Consider the following 19,901-nt stretch of genomic DNA (forward strand, 5'->3'; position numbering starts at 1 on the left):
ATTTCTCATTATTATGCATTTGAATTACAGATTTTCGAATAGAATGCATCGTTGATGTATTGGAACGATTGCGGGGGAACGAACTTCTCATTGAACTCCCTTGGATCAACTGGTCTCTCAAACCGGTTTATTTCCTCAATTTCTATGGCATATCCCTTCTCTTTACCGTTAAAATACGAGAAAAATTCCTCTTCGCAAATACCGGATACTTCTTTGAACATTTCCCACAGGACCATGGGCCGGTCCTCGATGACAGAGCCTATTGCACATGTGCCAACAATCTTTTTTGTTGGGCTGCTGGAATAGATGACAATTTCACGGATATCTTCATTTTTGAATATAATCTTTCGGAATTCGTATTTTTTCAAACCGCAAAGGATTTTATCCGCATATTGCGGTTTAATGGACAGTAAAACTCTCATCGATACCTCCATTGATTTTGATCCATTCATACGAGGATTGACTGATTTCACCGATTGTCTGGGGGGGGCCATTCAAGACCCCGGCTTGCATCAATTTATCCAGTGGAATGCTGTCTTTCAGGTGGAAATGATGTCTAAAAAGAATAATGGAGCGATTTTTAATAGATCTTTCGATTTCCTCCTCAGAGTAAACGCTTCTCTTTCCAATAATTCGCATAATCTCTCCTGGAGAAATATCAGGATGGAACTCATCCACGACACCGATCGAAGTGATTCCCTGAATATCTTCGGACCGATAGAATAGGACAATATCGCCTGGTTTTAATTTTTTAATCCTGCTTTGGGTCAGATATGCCTTTTTTATAGTATTTCCCTCTATTACAAATTCTCCTAGATATTCGGGGAGCAGACTCTGTCTCCCTTTCCGAAAATCAGTAAATAGCTTTTCATGAAATTCCGGTAAAATTGGGACTACGAACTTACCGACGAATTCCCCATCATAAAAGCTTGGATAAAACATCCTGGATATGTCCACGGGCTGTAAGGAGTCAATCATGGGGCCGTTCGGTTTGAGATGTTTGACAAATACTGGTTCGGGCCGGTCTCCCGGAAGAACTGCAGCCTGATAGAAACCGAAATCCTGAATCAGTTCCACAAGATGGTCTTCCGGTTCGATAAAATGCGTTAGATAGATTTCATCAATGTCCTGACCGAGAGCAAGATCTATAGAGACCTTGATGAGCAGTTCTCCAATTTTATATCCAATATGGGTGACTTTTAGTGTGGCAATTTTTAGGCGTCTCTTTTTTGGCAAGGGTGGAACAGAGGAAATTGATTCTTCTTCGATTTTGTAAATTAGCAGTGCCCCGATACTTCCATCCGATCTTCTGTTCACGTAGCATTTCCTGCCTTTCCGGGAAATTTCTTCAAACCATTGGCGAAATGGAGTATAATCGGCAATTAGAGAATTAAAAATCGGGTCTTCGATATTGAGATTATAGACATAATCTTGAACCAAGGCAGGTGGGGTTGCAATTTGGTCCTTTCGTGGAATTTGTTGATTAAAGAATGCTAATGCTTCGGATACAAGAAAAACCCGATCTTCTATTCCTAGGGCCTGGGCTTTTTTATGTATGTCCCTGTCTTCGGTTAGAAGAAAATCGACGGCATTTCGATACACGCAGAATAAAATGGCGTTATCAATTCGATCATGTTCGGTCCTTGGTTCACCCACCCTGCCACAATATTTTCGATCTTTATCGGGATTAGGCGGGTTGTCGATAATCGAATAAGCCCGTATCTTTGAGAGATTCACCTCTCTTCTCACATCATCCTTATCGTTCTTAAGTTCGGTTATTGAAAGAGGGTGCACGAAGAGTTCTGTTCTTAGTTCATTCAGAATTCTATGAAGATCCACAAGGTCAGCAGAGACAACTCTGTCTGCTTCCCGGGAAATGAAGATATTCGTGTCAATAAGAACCCTCATTGTTGCTCACTTAACGATTTCAGGGAGATATATTTAAGATTTTGCCGAGAGCGGTGCAAATTATTGATGTATTCGACTGAATTGCCGGAGGCCGGTTAAAGATTTTCTCATTCATTTATCCTATTTCACATTCGCCCCGCACGGACTCCGTGATTTTTTAGATTAGTCGTCCACCATAACAGATTGTTTACCGTCAAGTGATTTGACACGCCCTGTTCTGAAACGGCGGTAAACGGTGAATGGAACGTGATTCTATGGAAAAACTCTTAGTGAGACGGGACGCTCTCGAAGCCTACGAGCGACTTACAGGCTTCACCGGTATAGGCCGCTTTATGGTAGAGCGGGGAGTGTTCGAAATTTCGGAGGAGAATCGATGTCAGAAAGAATAAGGGTGGCCCCCTCCAGTATCAAAGCCTTCCACAGCAACGATAGAAGAGGGCCAATATACCTTCAGGTTCTCCGTTATTTAAGGTTTAGGTCCATCCCTACGATTTCCCGAGAGGTGGCCTTATGATCATATTCCGGGCCCGTTTTATCGCGCCTATCCTTGACGGAAGGAAGACCCAGACCCGGCGTTTATGGTCCAAGGCGCGGGTGAGAGCCGGAGGCATCTACGAGGGCCGGACCTACCGGGCAGGGAAACCCTTCGCACGGTTGCATGTGACTGACATTGGAAAGGAGCGACTTGGGGATGTCAGCGAGGAAGATGCGGTGAAGGAAGGGTACACCACTTCCGCGGAATTTCTCAAGGACTTCTTCGCCATGCACGACGGGAAATTCAAACCCGGCATAGAGTGGCTGGACCACCAGGTGTGGGTCCTCTCTTTCGAGGTGATGGCATGACCTTGCCCACCACTTTCCCTACCCGGTGCTGCGATGATCACCTGACTCCCCGCTACATCCTGGACGCGGCGATAGCGTGCATGGGCGGCATCGACCTGGACCCCTGCAGCAACAGCCGGACATGCCCAAATGTCCCAGCGGCCCGGCAATTCACCCGCGAGGATGACGGGCTCGCCCAGCCTTGGGACGGACGGGTTTTCCTGAACCCACCGTTCGGCCGGGAGGTGGAGCGGTGGTTTGCCAAGCTTGCCGGGGAGTACTGCACCGGCCGGACCACCGCGGCCATCGTGCTCTGGAAGTCCGCGACCGAGACGAAGGCCTGGCAGGTCCTGACCGGAGTCGCCTGTCAGGTCTGTTTCCCTTCCCGGCGGATTGACCTTGATGGGGCCGGGAACCTTTCCGGTTCCACGTTTTCCCCAGCTATCTTCTATCTCGGGATAGAGCGGGCCCGGTTCATGCTGGCGTTTGAAGGCCTCGGCCCTGTCTGGGAAGTCCCCGGGGGGTGCCGGAATGGTCGCCGGTAACTTCACCCGCGGGCGGAGGGTGGAATACCTTGCCCGGGACCACCTCCGGGAGCAGGGTTATTGCGTGGTCCGGACTGCCGGCGCCAGGAGCCCGGTGGACCTGGTGGCCGGGAAGCACCGGGAGGTCCTCTTCGTCCGGACCCTCCGACTCAGGAGCCCGGTGGCCGATGTCCGTGAAGTGGCGACGCGGTTCCGCGGGGACATTGTCCGACTCCAGGAGGTCTATCGCCGCGTCGAGCTCCCGGTGCAGTTCTGGATCTTCACAGACCGGGAAGGATGGCGGTTCTTCGATGTCCGGCCAGGCGGGATTTCCGAGGTGCGCGGGGTGTGCGTATGAAACTGATTCCGGTCTCTGACGAGCAGCTGCTCCTTGAGCGGGGAGTCGGACTTGAATGGGAGCTTGACCGGGCCCGCCGGGATATCGCAAGGTTAGAGAAAGAGCGCACAGAAATTATTGAACACTGCATCCGTCACGGCATCTTTGAGGCGGACGAATACGCATTGATCTCCCGGTGCTCTCCGGATGGGAACACCCGTGAGCACTATTTCATCAGGAGAGAGGAGAGGCAGGATGGGGGACCCGGCGGAGTGTGAGGTCTTCCGGTCGCTCGGGGTGCTCTTCTCTCCGGGCCAGGTCGTAGAGGTCCGGGCCATCACCGATGACGGGATGGCATCAGGGTACTTCGATGACATGGCGGTCCTCTCGGAAAGCATCCCCGCGCTTGATTCGGCGGGGACCCAGGGTATCTATGTCACCCTGAACGAAGTGACCCCGGCCCTTCTCTCTCGGCGGGCGAACCGGATCAAGATGCGTCTCTCCAAGAAGGACGCAACCACCGCAGACGGTGATATTCTCCGGCGCCGGTGGCTTCCCATCGATATTGACCCGGTCCGGCCCTCGGGGGTCTCATCTTCCGATGCGGAGCATGGGGCGGCGCTTATCAAAGCGGAACGAGTTGCGACATTCCTCGCCGAGCAGGGGTTTCCCCCTGCAGTTTTGGGAGACTCGGGGAATGGGGCTCACCTCCTTTACCGCATCGATCTTCCGAACGACGACCCGGGCCGCAACCTGGTAAAGCGATGTATGGAAGTGCTCTCGGCGCTGTTCAGCGACGGGACGAGCACGATCGATACGGCGAATTACAATGCCGCCCGGATCTGGAAACTTTACGGCACGGTCAGCCGGAAAGGTGATCATACCGCAGAGCGTCCCCACCGGCGTTCCCGGTTGGTTAGGGTTCCTGATGACCTGGTTGTGGTGAATAGTGAATTGCTCGAACACCTCGCTTCGCTCCTTCCCGAGAGGGCCCCACCGCCCCCGCGAAAGAACCAGGGCATCGACCTCGCGGCTTGGCTCTATGAACACAGCATGGGGGTCCGGGCAGAGAAGCCTTATCAGGGCGGGACATTGTTCGTGCTCGAGGAATGTCCGTTCTCCGGCTCGCACCGGGACGGTGCTTTCGCCATCCAGTTCGGCAACGGGGCCATCTTTGCCGGGTGCCACCATGCGAGTTGTGGAGGCGGGGTCCAGAGATGGAAAGACCTGCGGGACCAGTTTGAGAACCGAAAGAAATGCCCGACCCCCTCCCTTCCTTCAGCACAACCCACCTCCACGGAGGTCCCTGCGGACAATGCGGTCCGCGACGAGACCATGGCCATCCTCGGCGAGGGTGACCCTCTGGCGTATTTGCTCCGGACGTTCGCCCTGGACCATGTAGGCGACGAGACGGTTGCTGCGTGTCTGATTATGTCACTCGCTTCTCAATCGGTCATCAATACCAATGGCCTGCACGTCTCCGTGACCGGCGAGAGCGGGAAGGGCAAATCACACACTTTCCGGACCATGCTTCGGCAGGTGCCGGAACGGTTCCGGCTCAAGGGGGCTATGAGCAATAAGGCCCTCTATTACCTGGACGATATGCAGCCCGGCTCGGTGATCGTACTGGATGACACGACCTTGTCTGAGGAGGTCCAGGAGATCCTGAAGTCGGCCACTACGAGCTTTCAGGAACCTATCGAATACAGGACCGTCACAAAGGAAAGAAAGGTCCGAGTCTGCACCATCCCGGAGCGGTGCGTGTGGTGGGTTGCCAAGGTAGAGGGCTCGGGGGACGACCAGGTCCTGAACCGCATGCTCACCTGTTGGATCGATGACTCCCCGGAGCAGGACGCAAGGGTGCTTTCCCGGGTACTCGAAAAGGATGAGACGGTGCCGGTGGCAACGGTCCAAGAGCGGCAGGAGGTCAGGGTCTGCCAGGCTATATGGGAATCGCTCCGGGCGCAGAGACTCTATGTGGTCATCCCCTTTGCCCGCCGAATCCGGTTCAGCAACGCGGCCAATCGTCGCAACCCGGAGATGCTCCTGGACCTGATCAAGGCCCACGCCCTGCTCCGGTTTATGCAGCGGGAAAAGACCGAGGCGGAAGACGGTTCGCCCTGCATCCTGTCCACCAGGAAGGACTTTGAGGATGCGGTCCGGCTCTACGATTATCTCAACGGCACCGCGGGTGGCCAGGAGACCAAGCTCACTAAGGTCGAGGCCGAGGTCCTTGGGGTGATTGTGAAGGCAGGGTGGCCGGAATTTACCGTTCAACAGATCCAGCAGGTAACCGGGCGCTCCTCCTCACACGTACGGAAGACTATGAACGGCTACGTGAGCCGGGGCTATACCTACAGCGGACTTCTGGAGAAGTGCCCGGCTATTTCCTACACGGACCGGACGGTGATGACCAGCGAGGAGGAAGGGCTTTCGATAAAACGACGAACAATTGCATACCAGTTTAACCCGGAGATCTATCGCCAGTGGGCGAAGGGAGGTTCCTGCTGGCTGGACCCGGGAGATGATGCTGAAGGGAATGGCAATTCCGATGGGGTGAAAGAGCGGAAAGAAATGGAGGAAGGAGAGAAAAATTCCGCTCCCCAGAATGAATCCGATCCGTCTGAAGAAGAAAGAAAAGACCATTCACCAGCTGATGTACTGAGAGAGGGGAAGAATAATTCAGATACAGTGCAGGGGGATGAAGCAGGTGAGGATGAGGAACTTTCTTTCTGCATGGAACGGGATTCCACCCGCCAGATCAATCCCTCTATGAACGTGGTGGCTACTGCCAATTCGTGTTCATGTTGTGAAGTCAACAAGGTCGGAAATCCTGGCAACCATTCCGCCCCTGGTACTCGTAACCATCTCAAGGCATCAGACTTCAAGAAGCTGGATATCATCAGGAGAGGGACGTGTGCAGGCTGTAATGGGAAGAAATACCTTGCATACATCGAAAAATTGACCGAGCGGCGAAAAAGTCTCCCGGCAAGGGCAGAGCCCTGGTATCTCTGTAAAGACTGCTATGAGGACGCGGTCCGGAGGGAAAGGGCCTCAGCACCACCTCTGCCTGGTTTAATTGATATTGATCGGTTGGAGCGAATCAGCACAGATTTAGGGAGATGCACGATATGCGGCTTGGAAAAGGCAGAATGGATTGATCGGGAGCGCGGAGTGAAGGTTTGTGAGGGGTGTTGGGAGAGGGAAATGTGTTAATGAGGCCGTCCAAAATTTCGAAACTCTTATCGATATTCCATGTAACTATTTTTTTAGGATAGATTCTACAAAATGAAACAAATATGAAATAACTGCTTGTTAACAATGAATTCTTGATCGCAAAATATGGTAATAAAATGAATGAAAGTAATGATCAGCTTTCCGTTCAGGAAGAAAGAGCAAAATACGGTGAAGAAAAACCCCGAGCAAAAGACACTGCACGACTTATTTGGGCATCCAAACCAAGGAAAGAGCCCAATCCTAAGGATTTGGAATTTCAGACTGCCGAAGAAGTATATCCTAATGTGGCCGATATTAGAGACAAGACCTTATCTTCATATGCAACAAATGGCAGAAAAGTCTCTGAATCACCAAATCGATTGATTTGGGGGGATAATCTTCTAGTCATGCAAGCACTCCTTGCACAAGGTTATGGAGGCCAAATTGACCTCATATATATTGACCCCCCGTTTAACACGGGTGAGAATTTTAATTTTAATAATGAAGTGAAAATAGGGGATTCAACTTATGAAAAAGAATTACCTTTGAATGAAAGGTTGGCTTATACGGATACGTGGTCACGCGGTTTGGATAGCTTTCTTGACATGGTATATCCAAGGTTACAGTTAATGCAAAAATTACTCTCTGCAAAAGGGAGCATCTATATTCATTGTGATTATCGAGTAAATTCATATCTTCGATTGATTTTAGATGAAATTTTTGGCCGAGAAATGTTTTGTAACGAAATTATTTGGAAGAGGCGAACTGGGACCGCAAGTTCAAATATTGGATATGGCGTTCAAACAGACACGTTGCTATTTTACACAAAAAGCGAAAACTATTATTTTGAGCACCAATTTAGGAAAGAAGGAATATCAAAAGAGGAAATTGAACAAAAATTTAATCTAATTGATGAAAAAGGTAGGCGTTATTGGAGTGGAGATTTAGGAAATCCAGCAGATAGGCCAAATCTGAAATATGAATATAAGGGTTACAAACCCCCGAAAAATGGTTGGGCAGTTAGTTTTGATGTTATGGAAAAGTGGGATGCCGAAGGAAAGCTAATATTTCCAAAAAATAAGGATGGTCGAATAAGACGAAAGATGCTTCTAGAAGATTGGAAAGGATTTCCGATTCAAAATTTATGGGATGATATCTCTCCTGTTCAACCACAGTCAAAGGAAAAAATCAATTATCCAACCCAAAAACCCGAATCGCTGCTGGAACGCATTATAAAAACATCATCAAAGGAAGGAGATTTAATTGCTGACTTTTTCTGTGGATCTGGCACCGCAGGATCTGTGGCTCAGAGATTGAATCGCAGATGGATTCTTTCTGATATTTCAAAAACCTCTCTCCAGGTAAGTCGCAGTAGGCTTGTAAATCAAAATTTAAATCCATTTGTTATTGAAAATTTAGGAAATTATCAACGTCAGCTTATCTATGCAAAAGAAGTCAATCTTCGACAAATGTACGCAATCATTCTCAAGTTGTATGGTGCGGATCCTCGTCCTGACATGCAGGGTTTCGGAATTTCACGCGATGATAAAAGTACACTTGTATATGTATGCGAACCAGACCGGGCTATGACAGCGAAAAAAGCCATTGATTTATCACGGATGGCAAAGTCCGCCGATGGCAAGGGTTATAGAAATCTGGTAATCCTAGCATGGGATTATGATTACGACTTCGATGATGCGTTTAAAAAATTGTCAAAGGGTCGCGAAAAGGAATTGAGCGAAGTTGAATTCAAAGTCATCCCATCCGATGTTTACAAGTACCTTCGGAGTACAAAAGTCGGTGACCCTGAACTTGCAAAGAGAATTAACTTTTATCAAAAACCATATATCCGAATTAGCGAACCGGAAATACGGAGAATTAATGAAAATAATTTCAGTGTAAAAATACGAATCGATCAATATGTTGTAATGGATATCCCCTTAAAAGATGAAAGCAAACGCCCCGAAATTGAAAGGTGTCTAGCAAAAAATTTTGCATATCTTATTGATTACTGGACGATAGACTGGGATTATGATGGTGATGTGTTCCGGAGTGATTGGCAGGCGATTCGGGATAGACGAGAAGATCAACCGGTTCCCGCTTTTGCTGAAAAATTGATGGAGAGGGGTAAGAAATATACAATCGCTGTCAGGGTTGTTGATGTTTTTGGCAATGACTCAGCTGGAACAAAGGAGATTGACCTACGATAAAAATGGCAGCGAAAAAATCTAAAACAGAACTTTTCGGAAAACACCCCCTGGCAAGGGCAATTGAACCAGTCATAGAAACATGGGCAAAGAGTGGCTATCCTGCAGTCAATGGAAGAGAGATAACGGCAACAACTCGCGAATTATTCCATTGGTGGTTTTCCGAACAGGTCCATGAACCTGATGCATTTCATATCTGTCAGCGTCGAGCACTTGAAACAATTGTTTACTGCTATGAAATCCTTGGGATTCCACTTATAGAATCGCTTTTCGAGACTTTTTCTTCTGGTCTTTTAGAAAAAGAAAATCTTAAAAAAGGAATTGAGAAAATCGATCATCCCCGTTTTGGGATTAAGATGGCAACGGGAACTGGAAAAACGTGGGTTATCACTGCTATTATCATTTGGCAATACTGGAATCGGGTAAAAACTGAAGATAAACGATTTGCCTCCCACTTTCTTCTTTGTGCTCCCGGCAACATAGTCTATGAACGCTTACTCGATTCATTCATCGGCAAAAAGACAACAGAAGGAAAACGATTACCTGATACCGCAGATATCCGAAAAACAATTTTCATGCCGGAACCGTGGAAGGATGATTTCAATCTAAAGATATTCTCCAAAGAAGATTTGCAGGAAAATGCCCCAATTACCGAAAGTCCCTTCATTCTCATCACAAACTGGCATCAATTAATGGATACCACAAAACAACGGGAAGATACGCTTGCTCAAAGCCTGGGTATCGATATGAAATCAGATACCATTTCTCTTCGCGTTGAGCGTTTCATGAATTTCCTTACCTTCAACGATGATCTCATCGTAATCAATGACGAAGCTCACCATGTTCAGAATGCTACCGATGCGGAGCAGAAACGGTGGCAGGAGTCCATCGAATTACTTAAAAAGGAACTTCAGACAAGGAAAGATAACATTTTCGTCCAGTATGATTTCACTGCCACGCCATTTGTGATTAAGGGAAAGAGGAAGGAATACTTCCCCCACGTAATCTATGATTATGGACTTGTCGAGGCAATGCGAGCAATGCTCGTCAAACAAATCTTCATCGAGAAAAGTAGTCTTCTCTCAGAAAAAATTGAAAAACTGCCATCATCAGAAATTGATATTACTGGTCATCGTGATGAAGCCGGCCATCCTCTCGAATTATCTGAAACACAGAAACACATGCTCGATGTGGGGTTAGCAAAACTCAACAACCTAAGGAAAGAATTCATCCGGCTGAAAATCCAGAAAAAACCAGTAATGTTTGTGATCGGAGATCAAAATGCTGAAGCTGACCTGATTGCCAATTACATTAAAGATAAAACAGATAGCGATGGCCTTTCTTACGGCGATGAAACAAACGGAGAGCAGGTCGTCACTATACATGAGGGGAAAAAAAGTATCCTATCGGAAGATGGCTATGAAAAATTGAGGACAAAGGTATTCACAAGTGACGATCCGGATAATCCCACCAAAATCATCGTTTCTGTGTTAATGTTACGTGAAGGGTTCGACGTTAAAAACGTCTGTGTTCTTGTGGTCCTTCGCCGCTCCGATTCGGACCTACTGACGGAACAGGTCATTGGCAGAGGCATTCGCCAGATGTTCCCGGAAATGGAATATTTCCATGATAAATTGGAGAACATTGAGAGGTTGAAAAATCGGCAAGAATTGGTGAATTCGTACGATCTGCTATTCGTAGTTGAGCATCCAAAATATAACGAGATTTATACCCAGCTGACTGAAGCTGGGGCACTAATTGCAAGTGGAAATTCTTTAGAAATTAGTCTCGATGCAAAAAGCGTTCTCATTTCGGCGGACCAAAGCAGGGCAGCTCAATACGATATCGCATGGCCGGCTTATCTCACCTACAGAACCGAGGAGGATTTAAATTTCAAATATTTCGATATCTCCGGCCTCCCCATTTATGAAATTCCATTCGATAAAGTGGAACCAACCAGGATAATCATCACCGATTATCACCCGGATACCAAGTTTAAACAAGATTGGGAATTGAAAGAAGCGAATTTCTCATACCAAGTCTTTCTAAGGAATCTTACCAAGGATATTATAGGAACAAGCCGTAGAAATGTCTGGATCTCACGGTATTCAACAGATATTGTTCAAATCCTCGATCAATACATTTCGGAATATCTTTTTGGGCGCCTTATCGACTTTAACAATGAAAATAATGTTAAAAGATTGCGAAATCAGCAACTATTCAATTTCATTGCAGAGAGAGTCCGAATCCAATTGATGAAATTTATCCAGGCAGCGAAATCCCAGGATGTTATCGAAGCGGAATGGGTCAAACTTTCTGATTATAAGGATATGAAAGTCAGAATGGAACGTTCCATTAGCACAAGAAAATGTATCTATCCTAACATCGATTTTCCTTATAAGGGCGGATTTGAGCGAAAATTCACCGAAGATCAACTTGAAAATGATTCTGTAGTGGAAGCGTATGTCAAACTAAATCAATACGTCCATGGATTCTCTATTCCTTATATCAATAGCCAGGGATATTTGGTTCAATATTACCCAGATTTTCTTGTTCGGACGAAAGATTCCATGCTAATTATAGAAACGAAATCAGAGAAGGAGGCACGAACCGATACCGATGTCAAACGAAAGGCACTTGCTGCAGAAAAACGATGCATTGAATTATCTAAAATCCGGACCTTACCTCCGATAAATCAGCCAAAAACTTGGAAATATGTTCTCCTACCGCAAGACATTTACAAGGACATGGAAGGACAAAGTTTGAGAGCAATCATAGAAAGATGTGAGAGCAATCTTGATCTATTAAAGATGAAAAGAGAATGATTCCTTTCAATCTCGTCTGGATGAGTATGAAATTCAATAAATCCCTTGTTTTAACTTTGGATTCAATTTTGATATAAAATTTATAACACTTTTATTAGGTACTCATCCCCAGCCCCAAATCGGGGCTGGAGTATCAGCAATGGCAGATTTTGTCCAGACCAACAACACCAAGACCGCAGTGCGTGAACTTGCCGTCCCAATTGCGGACGTCAATACGTTCAACGGCATCATCCAGGCGGTCCTCACGGACAACCCGTGGGAATGTACCGCATACATCCAGAACGACGTGCAGCAGGACCCCGTCATGCGGAGCAAGGACGCCTACACCGCCCGTATCATCTACCAGGACAACGAGGCAGACACCGTAGGCTACGTGACCGCCCGGGCCCAGACCATCGCCGGGTTTTCCGCGAGCATCACCGAGCTCCTGGCAAACGAGGCGCTCACCGCCGCAATGGGTGGAGACCCCGTCCGCGACGCCGAGCGGGACAGCTTCTCCTGCACCCTGAAGTGCCACGACGCTTCCGGGGAGATCTACTACGTGGCGTTCACCCGGGACCGAGTCACCGTCTCTTCCTACAGCGACGACGCCATTCTGACGGCCGTGGAGACCTGGGCCGACACCGTGCCCGCCCTGGCCTGATCAGGACCGGACCGAGAATAACCAATTTCCTCACAGGGAGGGAGGGCCATGAACGAGATGATCATGTTCCTCCTCGGGATGAGCTTCGGAGGGCTCCTGATGTTGTTCATCATCCTCCGGCTCATCGCAGGAATGCACGACCGGCTGGAACAGAACCTGGGGAAGCGGTGAACTCTTTCCCGCTTTCCCTTCATCGCCATGCGACGGCCCGCCCCTCCCGGGAGTTTTATCATGGAGCAGGATTTAGTCCAGATTTTCGAGTTGTTTCTCGCCCTCGCAGCGGCCGTGGTCGCCTTCTGGCAGCACCGGCAGAAACTCGTTGCGGTGGACGCCAAGGACGAGGCCCTTATCGAGCGGGACCTGGCCGAGGCCCGGCAGTGGGAAACGGAAGCGCTGAAGGACAATGTGATCTCGTTCTTCGACCCGGAAGACGAGTCGGTGGTCAAGGCCCCGCCCGAAGTGGCGGCCAGGTCCTGGAAGATGACCGACGAGACGAAGAAGTGGGTCATCTGCGGGCACTCGCCCGAGGACCAGGCATCGCTGCTGAAGCAGATCGCGGATGCCGAAGGGCAGAAGAAGATCCAGTACCTAATCTCGGTGCCCGGGTGCTACTACGAGATCGAGTACGGGTTACTGAAGGGAGGTGGGAAAGGGGGGTGAATATCCCTTTTTCTCTCTACAGGAATTCACTATTCATTTACTGTCGCCTTGCCGAATATAATTAAATATTTTTTAATGAATAGTAATATCTTAATATGAAAATATTGCTCCGAAATTATGAGGGATGGGGCTTATTTACTTTAAAGGAAGGTAAGCCACTGAAAATAATTTCATATTTTCATCTCCATTTTTTTTCAAATGGTTCAGCAGAAATACAATGCGATTTGAGCAAAGCTCATACGAGAATACTCCAAGATTTTTCATCACCTAATTTCACGTATTTTTCAATGATTGGAATTATTGAAGATTCCGAGTATTTCATCACCATCGATGAATTAGCCACTATTGAATTAAATAAACTGCTAGTTTCGAGCTCTATTATTCTTAGATCTAAATATGGAGATTTTGATGCTGGAATTGCTAGAAATGGAATCACTAATTTAGAATTTTTCGGTTGTTATTACAGAAAGAAAGATGATAAGGCTGTTCTTGATACAGTTGATCTAAAATTTGAGGATTTTGTCCTTCAGATTCAGAGAATTAACAATTACGATCATGTGATTAAAGAAATTAAAAATTCTCAAATAGCAAACGTGACCGCAGAAATAATCGTTCCAGTAACATTAGGCAATCGAGAATCTCGAGAAGAGCTAATAGAGGATATTACTCACTTATTATCTTTCGCCGTTTCAAACGAGGTTCTTGTAATTTATCGTGATTACTATTTATCCAATGGAGATATTTTTTTTACAGAATTGCTTTGTCGACATGATGTGAATTTCTCAAATTCGATTCCTATTTTACCTATTAATCATCCAATACCTTGTAATTTAGAAGAATTCTTGAAGCATTCTATTCCAAGATATCATGAATACCGCGATAATTTAGATTTGAATGCATTGATATATTTCGTAATTAATGCAAATTCGCCCTTAATTGCATTAGAGTTAAAATTTTTGATTTCCTTCACCGGGATTGAAACCTTTTGCAGTGATTTCGAGAGTTTAGGACAAGGTGTGATTCCCAGGCGTTCAATCGAAAGAAATGAAAAAATAATTCAACAATTCTTCGATAAAAAGAAAATAAAAATTGAAGAATCAGTCATGAAAGAACTTGCCATTAAAGTTGCATTTCCGCATCCAGACTTAAAAGATAAAATGCGCCTTGCACTTTCTGCATTCTCTATCCCTTTTGATGATGATGATATGAATCTTGTTTCGATAAGAAATGAAATTGTCCATAACGGACAATTTAAATCTGAAAAGAACCCTCTGGAATTAACTTTCAGGGCCCAGAATCTTTTAATCAGAATCTTATTGTCGGTTTTGAATTACCATGGTAAATATATCAAAAGATCAATAGGTTATCGACAGATTGAGTTTCCTTGATGTTTTTTATTGATATTTCTGGTAATATTTATCGATTAAATACTATTCAGAAAGTTTTTGATATGCTACTTTAAACCAAGGCCCATTTCCCTGGTTCTTTTCGAAATATTCAAGCATATTTATTCCTATAAATGCAATTTTCTTTACATCCAAACTTAAAAATTCGTAAAATAAGGATTGTTCTTTGGTTTTATTTTTAGGATATGCCTTCTGGGACTTTAGATGCAAAATATTATTGCGTATTTCTTTTATTGTTAGATATTCATTCCACAATCCCGGGTTTTCATTATTTATTGGTTTCTGTGATAGTAATTTTGGTAATATTTCTAATATCTTTTTATCTGTAGAAATCCAGTCGCTCTGCAGTTGTAATGCATTATAATTCTTAATTTTATTTTTTATTTTTATTGGAAAAGTTTTCGTCACTTTTCGCTCAATGACGCTGTTGCAATATGTGTCAATCGATTGAAGAGTAAATGTAACCGCGATCATACAGTACTCAAAAAAATCGTAGAGATGAGGTAAATTTTCGTTTGCAACGTTTTTCCCCGTGCCATACGGATTGTTTTGAAAAGCAATAGTTTTCCGTAATTTTTTTGCCTTTATTGCAGAATTAATCGCAATATCCATTGCTAGTTTGAATGGAGCCGGGGTGATAAATCCAATTAATTCACCATTAGAGTCACGAGAAACGGTATTAACATAAGCAATTTCGCCTGGAATAAATGACGGTTTCCCGGGCACCGGGGGCGGAAAGACACCCGTAACCCTTAAATAAGCTTGGACTCGCCAATCGATTGGCTCAATATCGCTCATAAATATGCATATTCTTCGAAAATCGCATGAAACTTTTCCTTAAACGAAGCATATGAATAACATCCCCCCAATGTTCGTTCCGGTCGCTGGTCCGCTCCTCCTGGCGTCCGGTGCTCCCTTCTCCATTCGCTCACAACGTGGGGCTGATTTTACCGGTTCATCCTGATATGATGAAGGCCATGCTCGCTCAAGCATTCGCTTCGCATCGTCTGCCATTCCCGCTCCTCGCAGATTGTTTTACAGACTGCTCGTCGCTGAGTTCAAGACGGAATATGAACCCCATCGCCATAAAATGACCAGTAAAGGAGCGTGAATATCAGGATTACAAACAACAACAGCCAAAACGAGATTAAAACAACAAAGAGGGGAACGTTCATTATTCCGAGAGAACGGTAAATCGCCCCGTAAATCGCAATCAGGTAGCCCATCCAGAGGTTAATAGTGATTGCTCCCAGATGGACCGGAACCCAGGACCAGGGAAGTTCAGTTTCACCCTCCATACGAATCATATTGAAAACACACCACGAAGAACCTGTCTTGTCGCACCGTCCTCGTACAAAAAGACGGAGCGTCTCTTTTGCATGCATTGAGGGGCAAACCCCCCTCAAATTTAATGTAACTGCAACATTATCGAGGCATAACGGCCCGTAGTGTTCGTCTCCGTTTCGCTTCGTCCGCTCCTCCTCGCGTCCGGTGCTCCTTCGTTCCACTCCGCTCACACATCGGGCCTGCCTTTCCTCCCTTCCTAGGTGTCAGATGACGCCCGCGAGTTCGTCACAGGCTCCTCTCCCGCCGGCTGCAGGGTCTCGCTCCTCACAGACTGTTTCACAGACTGCTCGTCGCTGTGTCCTGGATCTCGACGCTCGGTGACTCGCTCCCTCTGGTCGCTCGGGCCGCTGTGGCCCGCCCGGCTCCCCTACGGTCGCCAGATTCCCACTCCCCCGCCCTTGCGTCGCGCCGGGGGATAGGCGAGTATCCCCCTCTCTCCGCACCCTCTGGGCCAGGCTCCTCCTCTCCAGGGGAGAGGCAGTGAAGAGGATATAGCCCTTCGGGCAAAAACTAAATAAAATGGTTGAAATTATTTAAAAATTTTAATATAGATAAAAAATCAAGAAAAAATTCAATGAATAACTTATTAGACTATTTAAAATGTAACAATTCATTTAAAATTTTGACACTTTTATTGGTCATAATTTTCATTTTACCTTTGGTCTGGTCAATTATTTTCTATAACGTTCCAGAAAACGTCCAAACATCATTGAAATTAAGTGTAAATAATACTCAAATATGGCAATATTTCACCCATAGTTTTGTTCATAATGATTTAACTCATCTCCAAAACAACCTCGAGACATATTTTATTGCAATAATTTTTGGTTTAATTTTTGCATTATTATCAAAAAATTTAAAAATTTTCCTCATACTAGTGTTACTATCAATTTTTATTTTCCCTCCGATATGGGGAATTTTAAAGGTTTTTTTCCTTAATGGTTTATTTCCGTCATCTTATGAATGTGGAAGCTCTGGGGTAATTGCAGCCCTTTTAGGGATAGTACCTGTGTTTTTTATATTATCATTTAGTAAATACACTGGAAAATCGTTGTTATTTCAAGAATACTTTTATTTTTTCTTAATTTACATAGTCTTTTTTTTCCAAGATACTTATAAAACAATGGATATCTCCCCATTTTTAATGGGAATATATATTGCCTCTCTTTTGGCTCTTTTCATTGTTATATTCTTTTATATCTATCATATCCGCCAAGCATTGGATTCCAAAAAGTTATTCATTTTAACATTATTTTCATTAATGCTCTTTTTATTGATTTATACCATTTTTATTGGTTTCTTTTTCCCGCAACAGTTAGTATCTTTAGGAGGCCGTACGGCTATTGAAACGCACTACGTTGGTCTTGTTTTTGGATTATTTGTATCCTATTCACTTGTTATTTTATCACAGAATACTTCTTTTTCATGGTTAAGGTGCTGATCTAGGTTTTTCATTTTTTTAGATTAAACGACACCCAATAGAACTTCCAGAAACATGATGGATGGGAGAAATTAACCCCTGTGAACTTACCTTATGATTGCATTAAGAATAACTTTGTATTACTTTCACACCGCGAGGCGACCTTATATTATAACTCCAGTCCAAGACTATGTGGTGACAAACACCATGAGTCCTACAACTATATTCAGCCACATCGGCAGCGTGAAGCAGTCCGATGGAGTACTCCGCATCGACATCAAGACCATGCAGGCCGTGATCGCACGGTCCGATGTGTCCCAGCTCCTCGACCACTACCCGGTGGACGTCTATAACATGGCGGACATCATCCAGACATGCGGATCTCCCGAGAAGGTCGGCCGGGCCTGGATGGCTAGGTCGGGGAAGTCGGTCGTCTTCCATATCAACGGCTTCCGGTATGTCTCACCCCTCGCCCAGGTGAAGGGGTTGCTGAACGGCACCCGGAAATACGCCCACGTGGCGATAATGCTGGAAAAGGAAGCACCCGCTGCGGATGCACCCTCCTCCTGCCCGGCAGGAATGACCGCGGAGGCCTCGGCATGAGTGCCCAGGTAATAGTGCAAAGCAATGGGCGCCAGCCCCGGGTGGTGACTTTCACCACTACCAATCTCGAATGGCTTGATGCCATCCGGGAAGAATATAACCGGCGCTTTGAGCACGACCTTACTATCGAGCAGGTCCTCGATTATGCAATCATCAGTGAGATCTGGTCCTTGTCTCGCGAGATGTACCTGAGCGAAGAACAGACATTCCGCATCGGAATACAGGGGGATCTGTAGGTATGGACCTCACCACCCCTTTCTCCAACGATGAGATCATCTTTGCCTACACCCGTGCCGATGCCATCCGGGACGGGGTCCTGGTCGAAATCCCCGAGGACCTCCTCAAGGAAGTAGGCATCAGGGTCCCGGTCGCAGTTACCCAGGCGGTATGGGACTACCTCTGCCCCGAGGACCTGGACGAGTTACCGGGCCAGAGCGTCGAGGGCAGGACCTGGGACCTGCTGTGGATGTTCAGCCGGGCAGCAGCCCGGTCCCGCAATTCTTCAAAGGTCCTGTTCCGGATCGCGTTCCTCCTGATGAATGAGTATTCAGAACGGGGTCAGATCCTGCTCTCGAGCGAGCCCAGAGAGCAACTGATCACGCTGAAAGCACTATGTGGACCGGGAGATGAAGGGGAGCCAGTGATTACCATTATGCTCCCCGGGGAGGACTAACTCAATGGAAGAACCGATGCCAGAGAAAACCGGGGATGATATAATATCCGCCCCAATTTTTTATACCACGGACCAGGTGGCGGATATCCTTCATGTTCATATCAAAACGGTGCGCGAACTGATTAAAGCAAAGAAACTGAAAGCGGTGAAGATAGGAAACGAATACCGGATAACAGGGGAACAGCTCAGGCGGTTTGCAGAGGAGAATGAAACGTGACCGGGAGATCTCCGGTGCCACCATGAGTCCTACGTCAATGAGAACACCGGTCGCGACCCGGTCGCATTATTCTTGGATTTTCACCCGCAAAGAGGTTTTCCGTTCTCCTTTGGATTAGGACCATCCCGTTGGTTTCGCTCCAATCGGAGCGATAGGGGACCGAAGCGGAGCGCAGTGTCGCCTGGCGGAAGGCCCGTGGAGCCCTGGAAGGAGCCGCGAGCGGGAGCGGGAGGCGGCGACTCAGCGACGAGCAGTCTGCGGAGCAGTCTGCGAGGAGTGAGAAGGCAGGCGATGCGAAGCGAATGAATAAGCGAGCATGGCCGTCATCCTATCGGGGTGAACCGGGAGAAGCAGCCCCACGTTGTGAGTGCAGGGAGAGCGGGAGCACCGGACGCCAGGAGGAGCGGACCGGCGACTGGAGCGAACATGGTGGGGCGTCTTATAAATTAAATAGGAATAATCAGAAAAAGGTCTCCTCTTCCTCATAGTCAGGATGTTTTTTCCTAGGTCTTCCCCTTTTGCCGGTTCCACCACACGCTTCACATTCAACTAAGCCATGTGTCATATCATATTTTCTACCGGTCCCATTACACGCGCTACAAATACCCATAATTATTTTTAAAGAACCAATGAGATAAATCTTTTACCGGATGCATAAATGGGTTGAATGGGTTCCAATGACATGAAAAAGGCATTGGTATGAGGAAAAAATAACTAAGTTTTAGGCGAAAATTCCTCCAGATTTCCTATATTTTTATCCCTAACGTCTAGAATTTCAAATTGGGAGTTTATTAAATAAGTAAACTGTTCTCGAATTGGATATGCCGTTTCGAATGCGGGTTTCCCTTCTCTGGTTATAGTGCCCAGTCCAGATGGTTTTTTACTAAAATAGGTCTTTATTAAAATTGGTAGTTGGAGATTTTTCTCTTGGATTAAAGGAATAATCTCGGATTTAATTTTCTCTTCATTCACCTGCCCCTCCCCATAATCCTTTGTCGAATTCATTGGAATAACGATATCTCCATTTAACTCTGCATAATACAAACCCCACTTGGCCCTAGCTGACATGGGCATTTAATTAATGATAGGTTAT

At 46.3% G+C, this 19,901-nt stretch carries 21 protein-coding genes; 16 read left to right on the forward strand and 5 right to left on the reverse strand.

Annotated features, from left to right (window positions below):
- Positions 1 to 11 precede the first annotated feature (11 nt).
- Positions 12 to 422 carry an ASCH domain-containing protein gene (locus tag J2741_RS08405; protein WP_209674796.1) on the reverse strand — a complete coding sequence of 137 codons (411 nt, stop codon included), beginning with the start codon at positions 420 to 422 and terminating at the stop codon, positions 12 to 14.
- Positions 400 to 1,908 carry a hypothetical protein gene (locus tag J2741_RS08410; RefSeq protein ID WP_209674797.1) on the reverse strand — a complete coding sequence of 503 codons (1,509 nt, stop codon included), beginning with the start codon at positions 1,906 to 1,908 and terminating at the stop codon, positions 400 to 402. The genes J2741_RS08405 and J2741_RS08410 overlap by 23 nt, the downstream gene beginning before the upstream one ends.
- Positions 1,909 to 2,418: 510 nt before the next feature.
- Between J2741_RS08410 and J2741_RS08415 the strand changes: the two genes are divergently transcribed.
- The 11 genes from J2741_RS08415 to J2741_RS08460 all read left to right on the forward strand — a co-directional run bounded on the left by J2741_RS08415 (position 2,419) and on the right by J2741_RS08460 (position 14,530).
- Positions 2,419 to 2,751: an ASCH domain-containing protein gene (locus J2741_RS08415; RefSeq protein WP_209674799.1), complete on the forward strand. Its 333-nt coding sequence runs from the start codon at positions 2,419 to 2,421 to the stop codon at positions 2,749 to 2,751.
- Positions 2,748 to 3,275, forward strand: coding sequence for a DNA N-6-adenine-methyltransferase (locus J2741_RS08420; protein WP_209674802.1), 528 nt, complete (start codon positions 2,748 to 2,750; stop codon positions 3,273 to 3,275). Before J2741_RS08415 ends, J2741_RS08420 begins: the two co-directional genes overlap by 4 nt.
- Complete coding sequence (locus J2741_RS08425) at positions 3,262 to 3,612, forward strand: hypothetical protein (protein WP_209674804.1); 351 nt, start codon at positions 3,262 to 3,264, stop codon at positions 3,610 to 3,612. The genes J2741_RS08420 and J2741_RS08425 overlap by 14 nt, the downstream gene beginning before the upstream one ends.
- The gene (locus J2741_RS08430) at positions 3,609 to 3,869 is read left to right on the forward strand and encodes a hypothetical protein (RefSeq protein WP_209674806.1); all 261 of its coding nucleotides are present in this window, start codon (positions 3,609 to 3,611) and stop codon (positions 3,867 to 3,869) included. Before J2741_RS08425 ends, J2741_RS08430 begins: the two co-directional genes overlap by 4 nt.
- Entirely contained in the window at positions 3,847 to 6,807 is a 2,961-nt protein-coding gene (locus J2741_RS08435) for a hypothetical protein (protein WP_209674808.1), read from the forward strand. The genes J2741_RS08430 and J2741_RS08435 overlap by 23 nt, the downstream gene beginning before the upstream one ends.
- Before the next feature lie 113 nt (positions 6,808 to 6,920).
- Positions 6,921 to 9,017, forward strand: coding sequence for a site-specific DNA-methyltransferase (locus J2741_RS08440; protein ID WP_209674810.1), 2,097 nt, complete (start codon positions 6,921 to 6,923; stop codon positions 9,015 to 9,017).
- A gap of 2 nt (positions 9,018 to 9,019) precedes the next feature.
- Positions 9,020 to 11,839 carry a DEAD/DEAH box helicase gene (locus tag J2741_RS08445; protein WP_209674812.1) on the forward strand — a complete coding sequence of 940 codons (2,820 nt, stop codon included), beginning with the start codon at positions 9,020 to 9,022 and terminating at the stop codon, positions 11,837 to 11,839.
- 139 nt (positions 11,840 to 11,978) lie between these two features.
- Positions 11,979 to 12,482: a hypothetical protein gene (locus J2741_RS08450; RefSeq protein ID WP_209674814.1), complete on the forward strand. Its 504-nt coding sequence runs from the start codon at positions 11,979 to 11,981 to the stop codon at positions 12,480 to 12,482.
- Positions 12,483 to 12,530: 48 nt separating this feature from the next.
- Positions 12,531 to 12,653, forward strand: coding sequence for a hypothetical protein (locus J2741_RS13045; RefSeq protein ID WP_280897444.1), 123 nt, complete (start codon positions 12,531 to 12,533; stop codon positions 12,651 to 12,653).
- A gap of 60 nt (positions 12,654 to 12,713) precedes the next feature.
- The gene (locus J2741_RS08455) at positions 12,714 to 13,142 is read left to right on the forward strand and encodes a hypothetical protein (RefSeq protein ID WP_209674816.1); all 429 of its coding nucleotides are present in this window, start codon (positions 12,714 to 12,716) and stop codon (positions 13,140 to 13,142) included.
- A gap of 95 nt (positions 13,143 to 13,237) precedes the next feature.
- Positions 13,238 to 14,530 (forward strand): hypothetical protein, encoded by a 1,293-nt coding sequence (locus J2741_RS08460; protein ID WP_209674818.1) that lies wholly within the window; start codon positions 13,238 to 13,240, stop codon positions 14,528 to 14,530.
- A gap of 42 nt (positions 14,531 to 14,572) precedes the next feature.
- Here the strand turns inward: J2741_RS08460 and J2741_RS08465 are convergent, their stop codons facing one another.
- Entirely contained in the window at positions 14,573 to 15,346 is a 774-nt protein-coding gene (locus tag J2741_RS08465; RefSeq protein WP_209674820.1) for a hypothetical protein, read from the reverse strand.
- A 260-nt stretch (positions 15,347 to 15,606) separates the two neighbouring features.
- A complete protein-coding gene (locus J2741_RS08470) occupies positions 15,607 to 15,846 on the reverse strand; it encodes a hypothetical protein (RefSeq protein WP_209674822.1) in 240 nt (79 codons plus the stop codon).
- A gap of 623 nt (positions 15,847 to 16,469) precedes the next feature.
- On the opposite strand from J2741_RS08470, the gene J2741_RS08475 reads away from it, so the two are divergent.
- From J2741_RS08475 to J2741_RS08495, 5 genes are all read left to right on the forward strand, one after another.
- A complete protein-coding gene (locus J2741_RS08475; protein ID WP_209674824.1) occupies positions 16,470 to 17,336 on the forward strand; it encodes a rhomboid family intramembrane serine protease in 867 nt (288 codons plus the stop codon).
- Between the two features lie 186 nt (positions 17,337 to 17,522).
- Positions 17,523 to 17,918, forward strand: coding sequence for a hypothetical protein (locus tag J2741_RS08480; protein WP_209674825.1), 396 nt, complete (start codon positions 17,523 to 17,525; stop codon positions 17,916 to 17,918).
- Complete coding sequence (locus J2741_RS08485) at positions 17,915 to 18,154, forward strand: hypothetical protein (RefSeq protein WP_209674827.1); 240 nt, start codon at positions 17,915 to 17,917, stop codon at positions 18,152 to 18,154. The genes J2741_RS08480 and J2741_RS08485 overlap by 4 nt, the downstream gene beginning before the upstream one ends.
- 2 nt (positions 18,155 to 18,156) lie before the next feature.
- On the forward strand, positions 18,157 to 18,591 hold the full coding sequence (locus tag J2741_RS08490) for a DUF6573 family protein (RefSeq protein WP_209674829.1): 435 nt from the start codon (positions 18,157 to 18,159) through the stop codon (positions 18,589 to 18,591).
- Between the two features lie 4 nt (positions 18,592 to 18,595).
- On the forward strand, positions 18,596 to 18,808 hold the full coding sequence (locus J2741_RS08495) for a helix-turn-helix domain-containing protein (protein ID WP_209674831.1): 213 nt from the start codon (positions 18,596 to 18,598) through the stop codon (positions 18,806 to 18,808).
- Positions 18,809 to 19,522: 714 nt separating this feature from the next.
- Here the strand turns inward: J2741_RS08495 and J2741_RS08500 are convergent.
- Complete coding sequence (locus J2741_RS08500; RefSeq protein WP_209674833.1) at positions 19,523 to 19,876, reverse strand: hypothetical protein; 354 nt, start codon at positions 19,874 to 19,876, stop codon at positions 19,523 to 19,525.
- Between the last annotated feature and the right edge of the window lie 25 nt (positions 19,877 to 19,901).

Source organism: Methanolinea mesophila (assembly GCF_017873855.1).
GTDB classification, from domain to species: Archaea; Halobacteriota; Methanomicrobia; order Methanomicrobiales; family Methanospirillaceae; genus Methanolinea_B; species Methanolinea_B mesophila.

Coding starts and splice junctions, on each gene's coding strand:
- J2741_RS08405 (WP_209674796.1), bottom strand. CDS start 422: ATGAGAGTTTTACTGTCCATTAAACCGCAATATGCGGATAAAATCCTT.
- J2741_RS08410 (WP_209674797.1), bottom strand. CDS start 1,908: ATGAGGGTTCTTATTGACACGAATATCTTCATTTCCCGGGAAGCAGAC.
- J2741_RS08415 (WP_209674799.1), top strand. CDS start 2,419: ATGATCATATTCCGGGCCCGTTTTATCGCGCCTATCCTTGACGGAAGG.
- J2741_RS08420 (WP_209674802.1), top strand. CDS start 2,748: ATGACCTTGCCCACCACTTTCCCTACCCGGTGCTGCGATGATCACCTG.
- J2741_RS08425 (WP_209674804.1), top strand. CDS start 3,262: ATGGTCGCCGGTAACTTCACCCGCGGGCGGAGGGTGGAATACCTTGCC.
- J2741_RS08430 (WP_209674806.1), top strand. CDS start 3,609: ATGAAACTGATTCCGGTCTCTGACGAGCAGCTGCTCCTTGAGCGGGGA.
- J2741_RS08435 (WP_209674808.1), top strand. CDS start 3,847: ATGGGGGACCCGGCGGAGTGTGAGGTCTTCCGGTCGCTCGGGGTGCTC.
- J2741_RS08445 (WP_209674812.1), top strand. CDS start 9,020: ATGGCAGCGAAAAAATCTAAAACAGAACTTTTCGGAAAACACCCCCTG.
- J2741_RS08450 (WP_209674814.1), top strand. CDS start 11,979: ATGGCAGATTTTGTCCAGACCAACAACACCAAGACCGCAGTGCGTGAA.
- J2741_RS13045 (WP_280897444.1), top strand. CDS start 12,531: ATGAACGAGATGATCATGTTCCTCCTCGGGATGAGCTTCGGAGGGCTC.
- J2741_RS08455 (WP_209674816.1), top strand. CDS start 12,714: ATGGAGCAGGATTTAGTCCAGATTTTCGAGTTGTTTCTCGCCCTCGCA.
- J2741_RS08460 (WP_209674818.1), top strand. CDS start 13,238: ATGAAAATATTGCTCCGAAATTATGAGGGATGGGGCTTATTTACTTTA.
- J2741_RS08465 (WP_209674820.1), bottom strand. CDS start 15,346: ATGAGCGATATTGAGCCAATCGATTGGCGAGTCCAAGCTTATTTAAGG.
- J2741_RS08470 (WP_209674822.1), bottom strand. CDS start 15,846: ATGGAGGGTGAAACTGAACTTCCCTGGTCCTGGGTTCCGGTCCATCTG.
- J2741_RS08475 (WP_209674824.1), top strand. CDS start 16,470: ATGAATAACTTATTAGACTATTTAAAATGTAACAATTCATTTAAAATT.
- J2741_RS08480 (WP_209674825.1), top strand. CDS start 17,523: ATGAGTCCTACAACTATATTCAGCCACATCGGCAGCGTGAAGCAGTCC.
- J2741_RS08485 (WP_209674827.1), top strand. CDS start 17,915: ATGAGTGCCCAGGTAATAGTGCAAAGCAATGGGCGCCAGCCCCGGGTG.
- J2741_RS08490 (WP_209674829.1), top strand. CDS start 18,157: ATGGACCTCACCACCCCTTTCTCCAACGATGAGATCATCTTTGCCTAC.
- J2741_RS08495 (WP_209674831.1), top strand. CDS start 18,596: ATGGAAGAACCGATGCCAGAGAAAACCGGGGATGATATAATATCCGCC.
- J2741_RS08500 (WP_209674833.1), bottom strand. CDS start 19,876: ATGTCAGCTAGGGCCAAGTGGGGTTTGTATTATGCAGAGTTAAATGGA.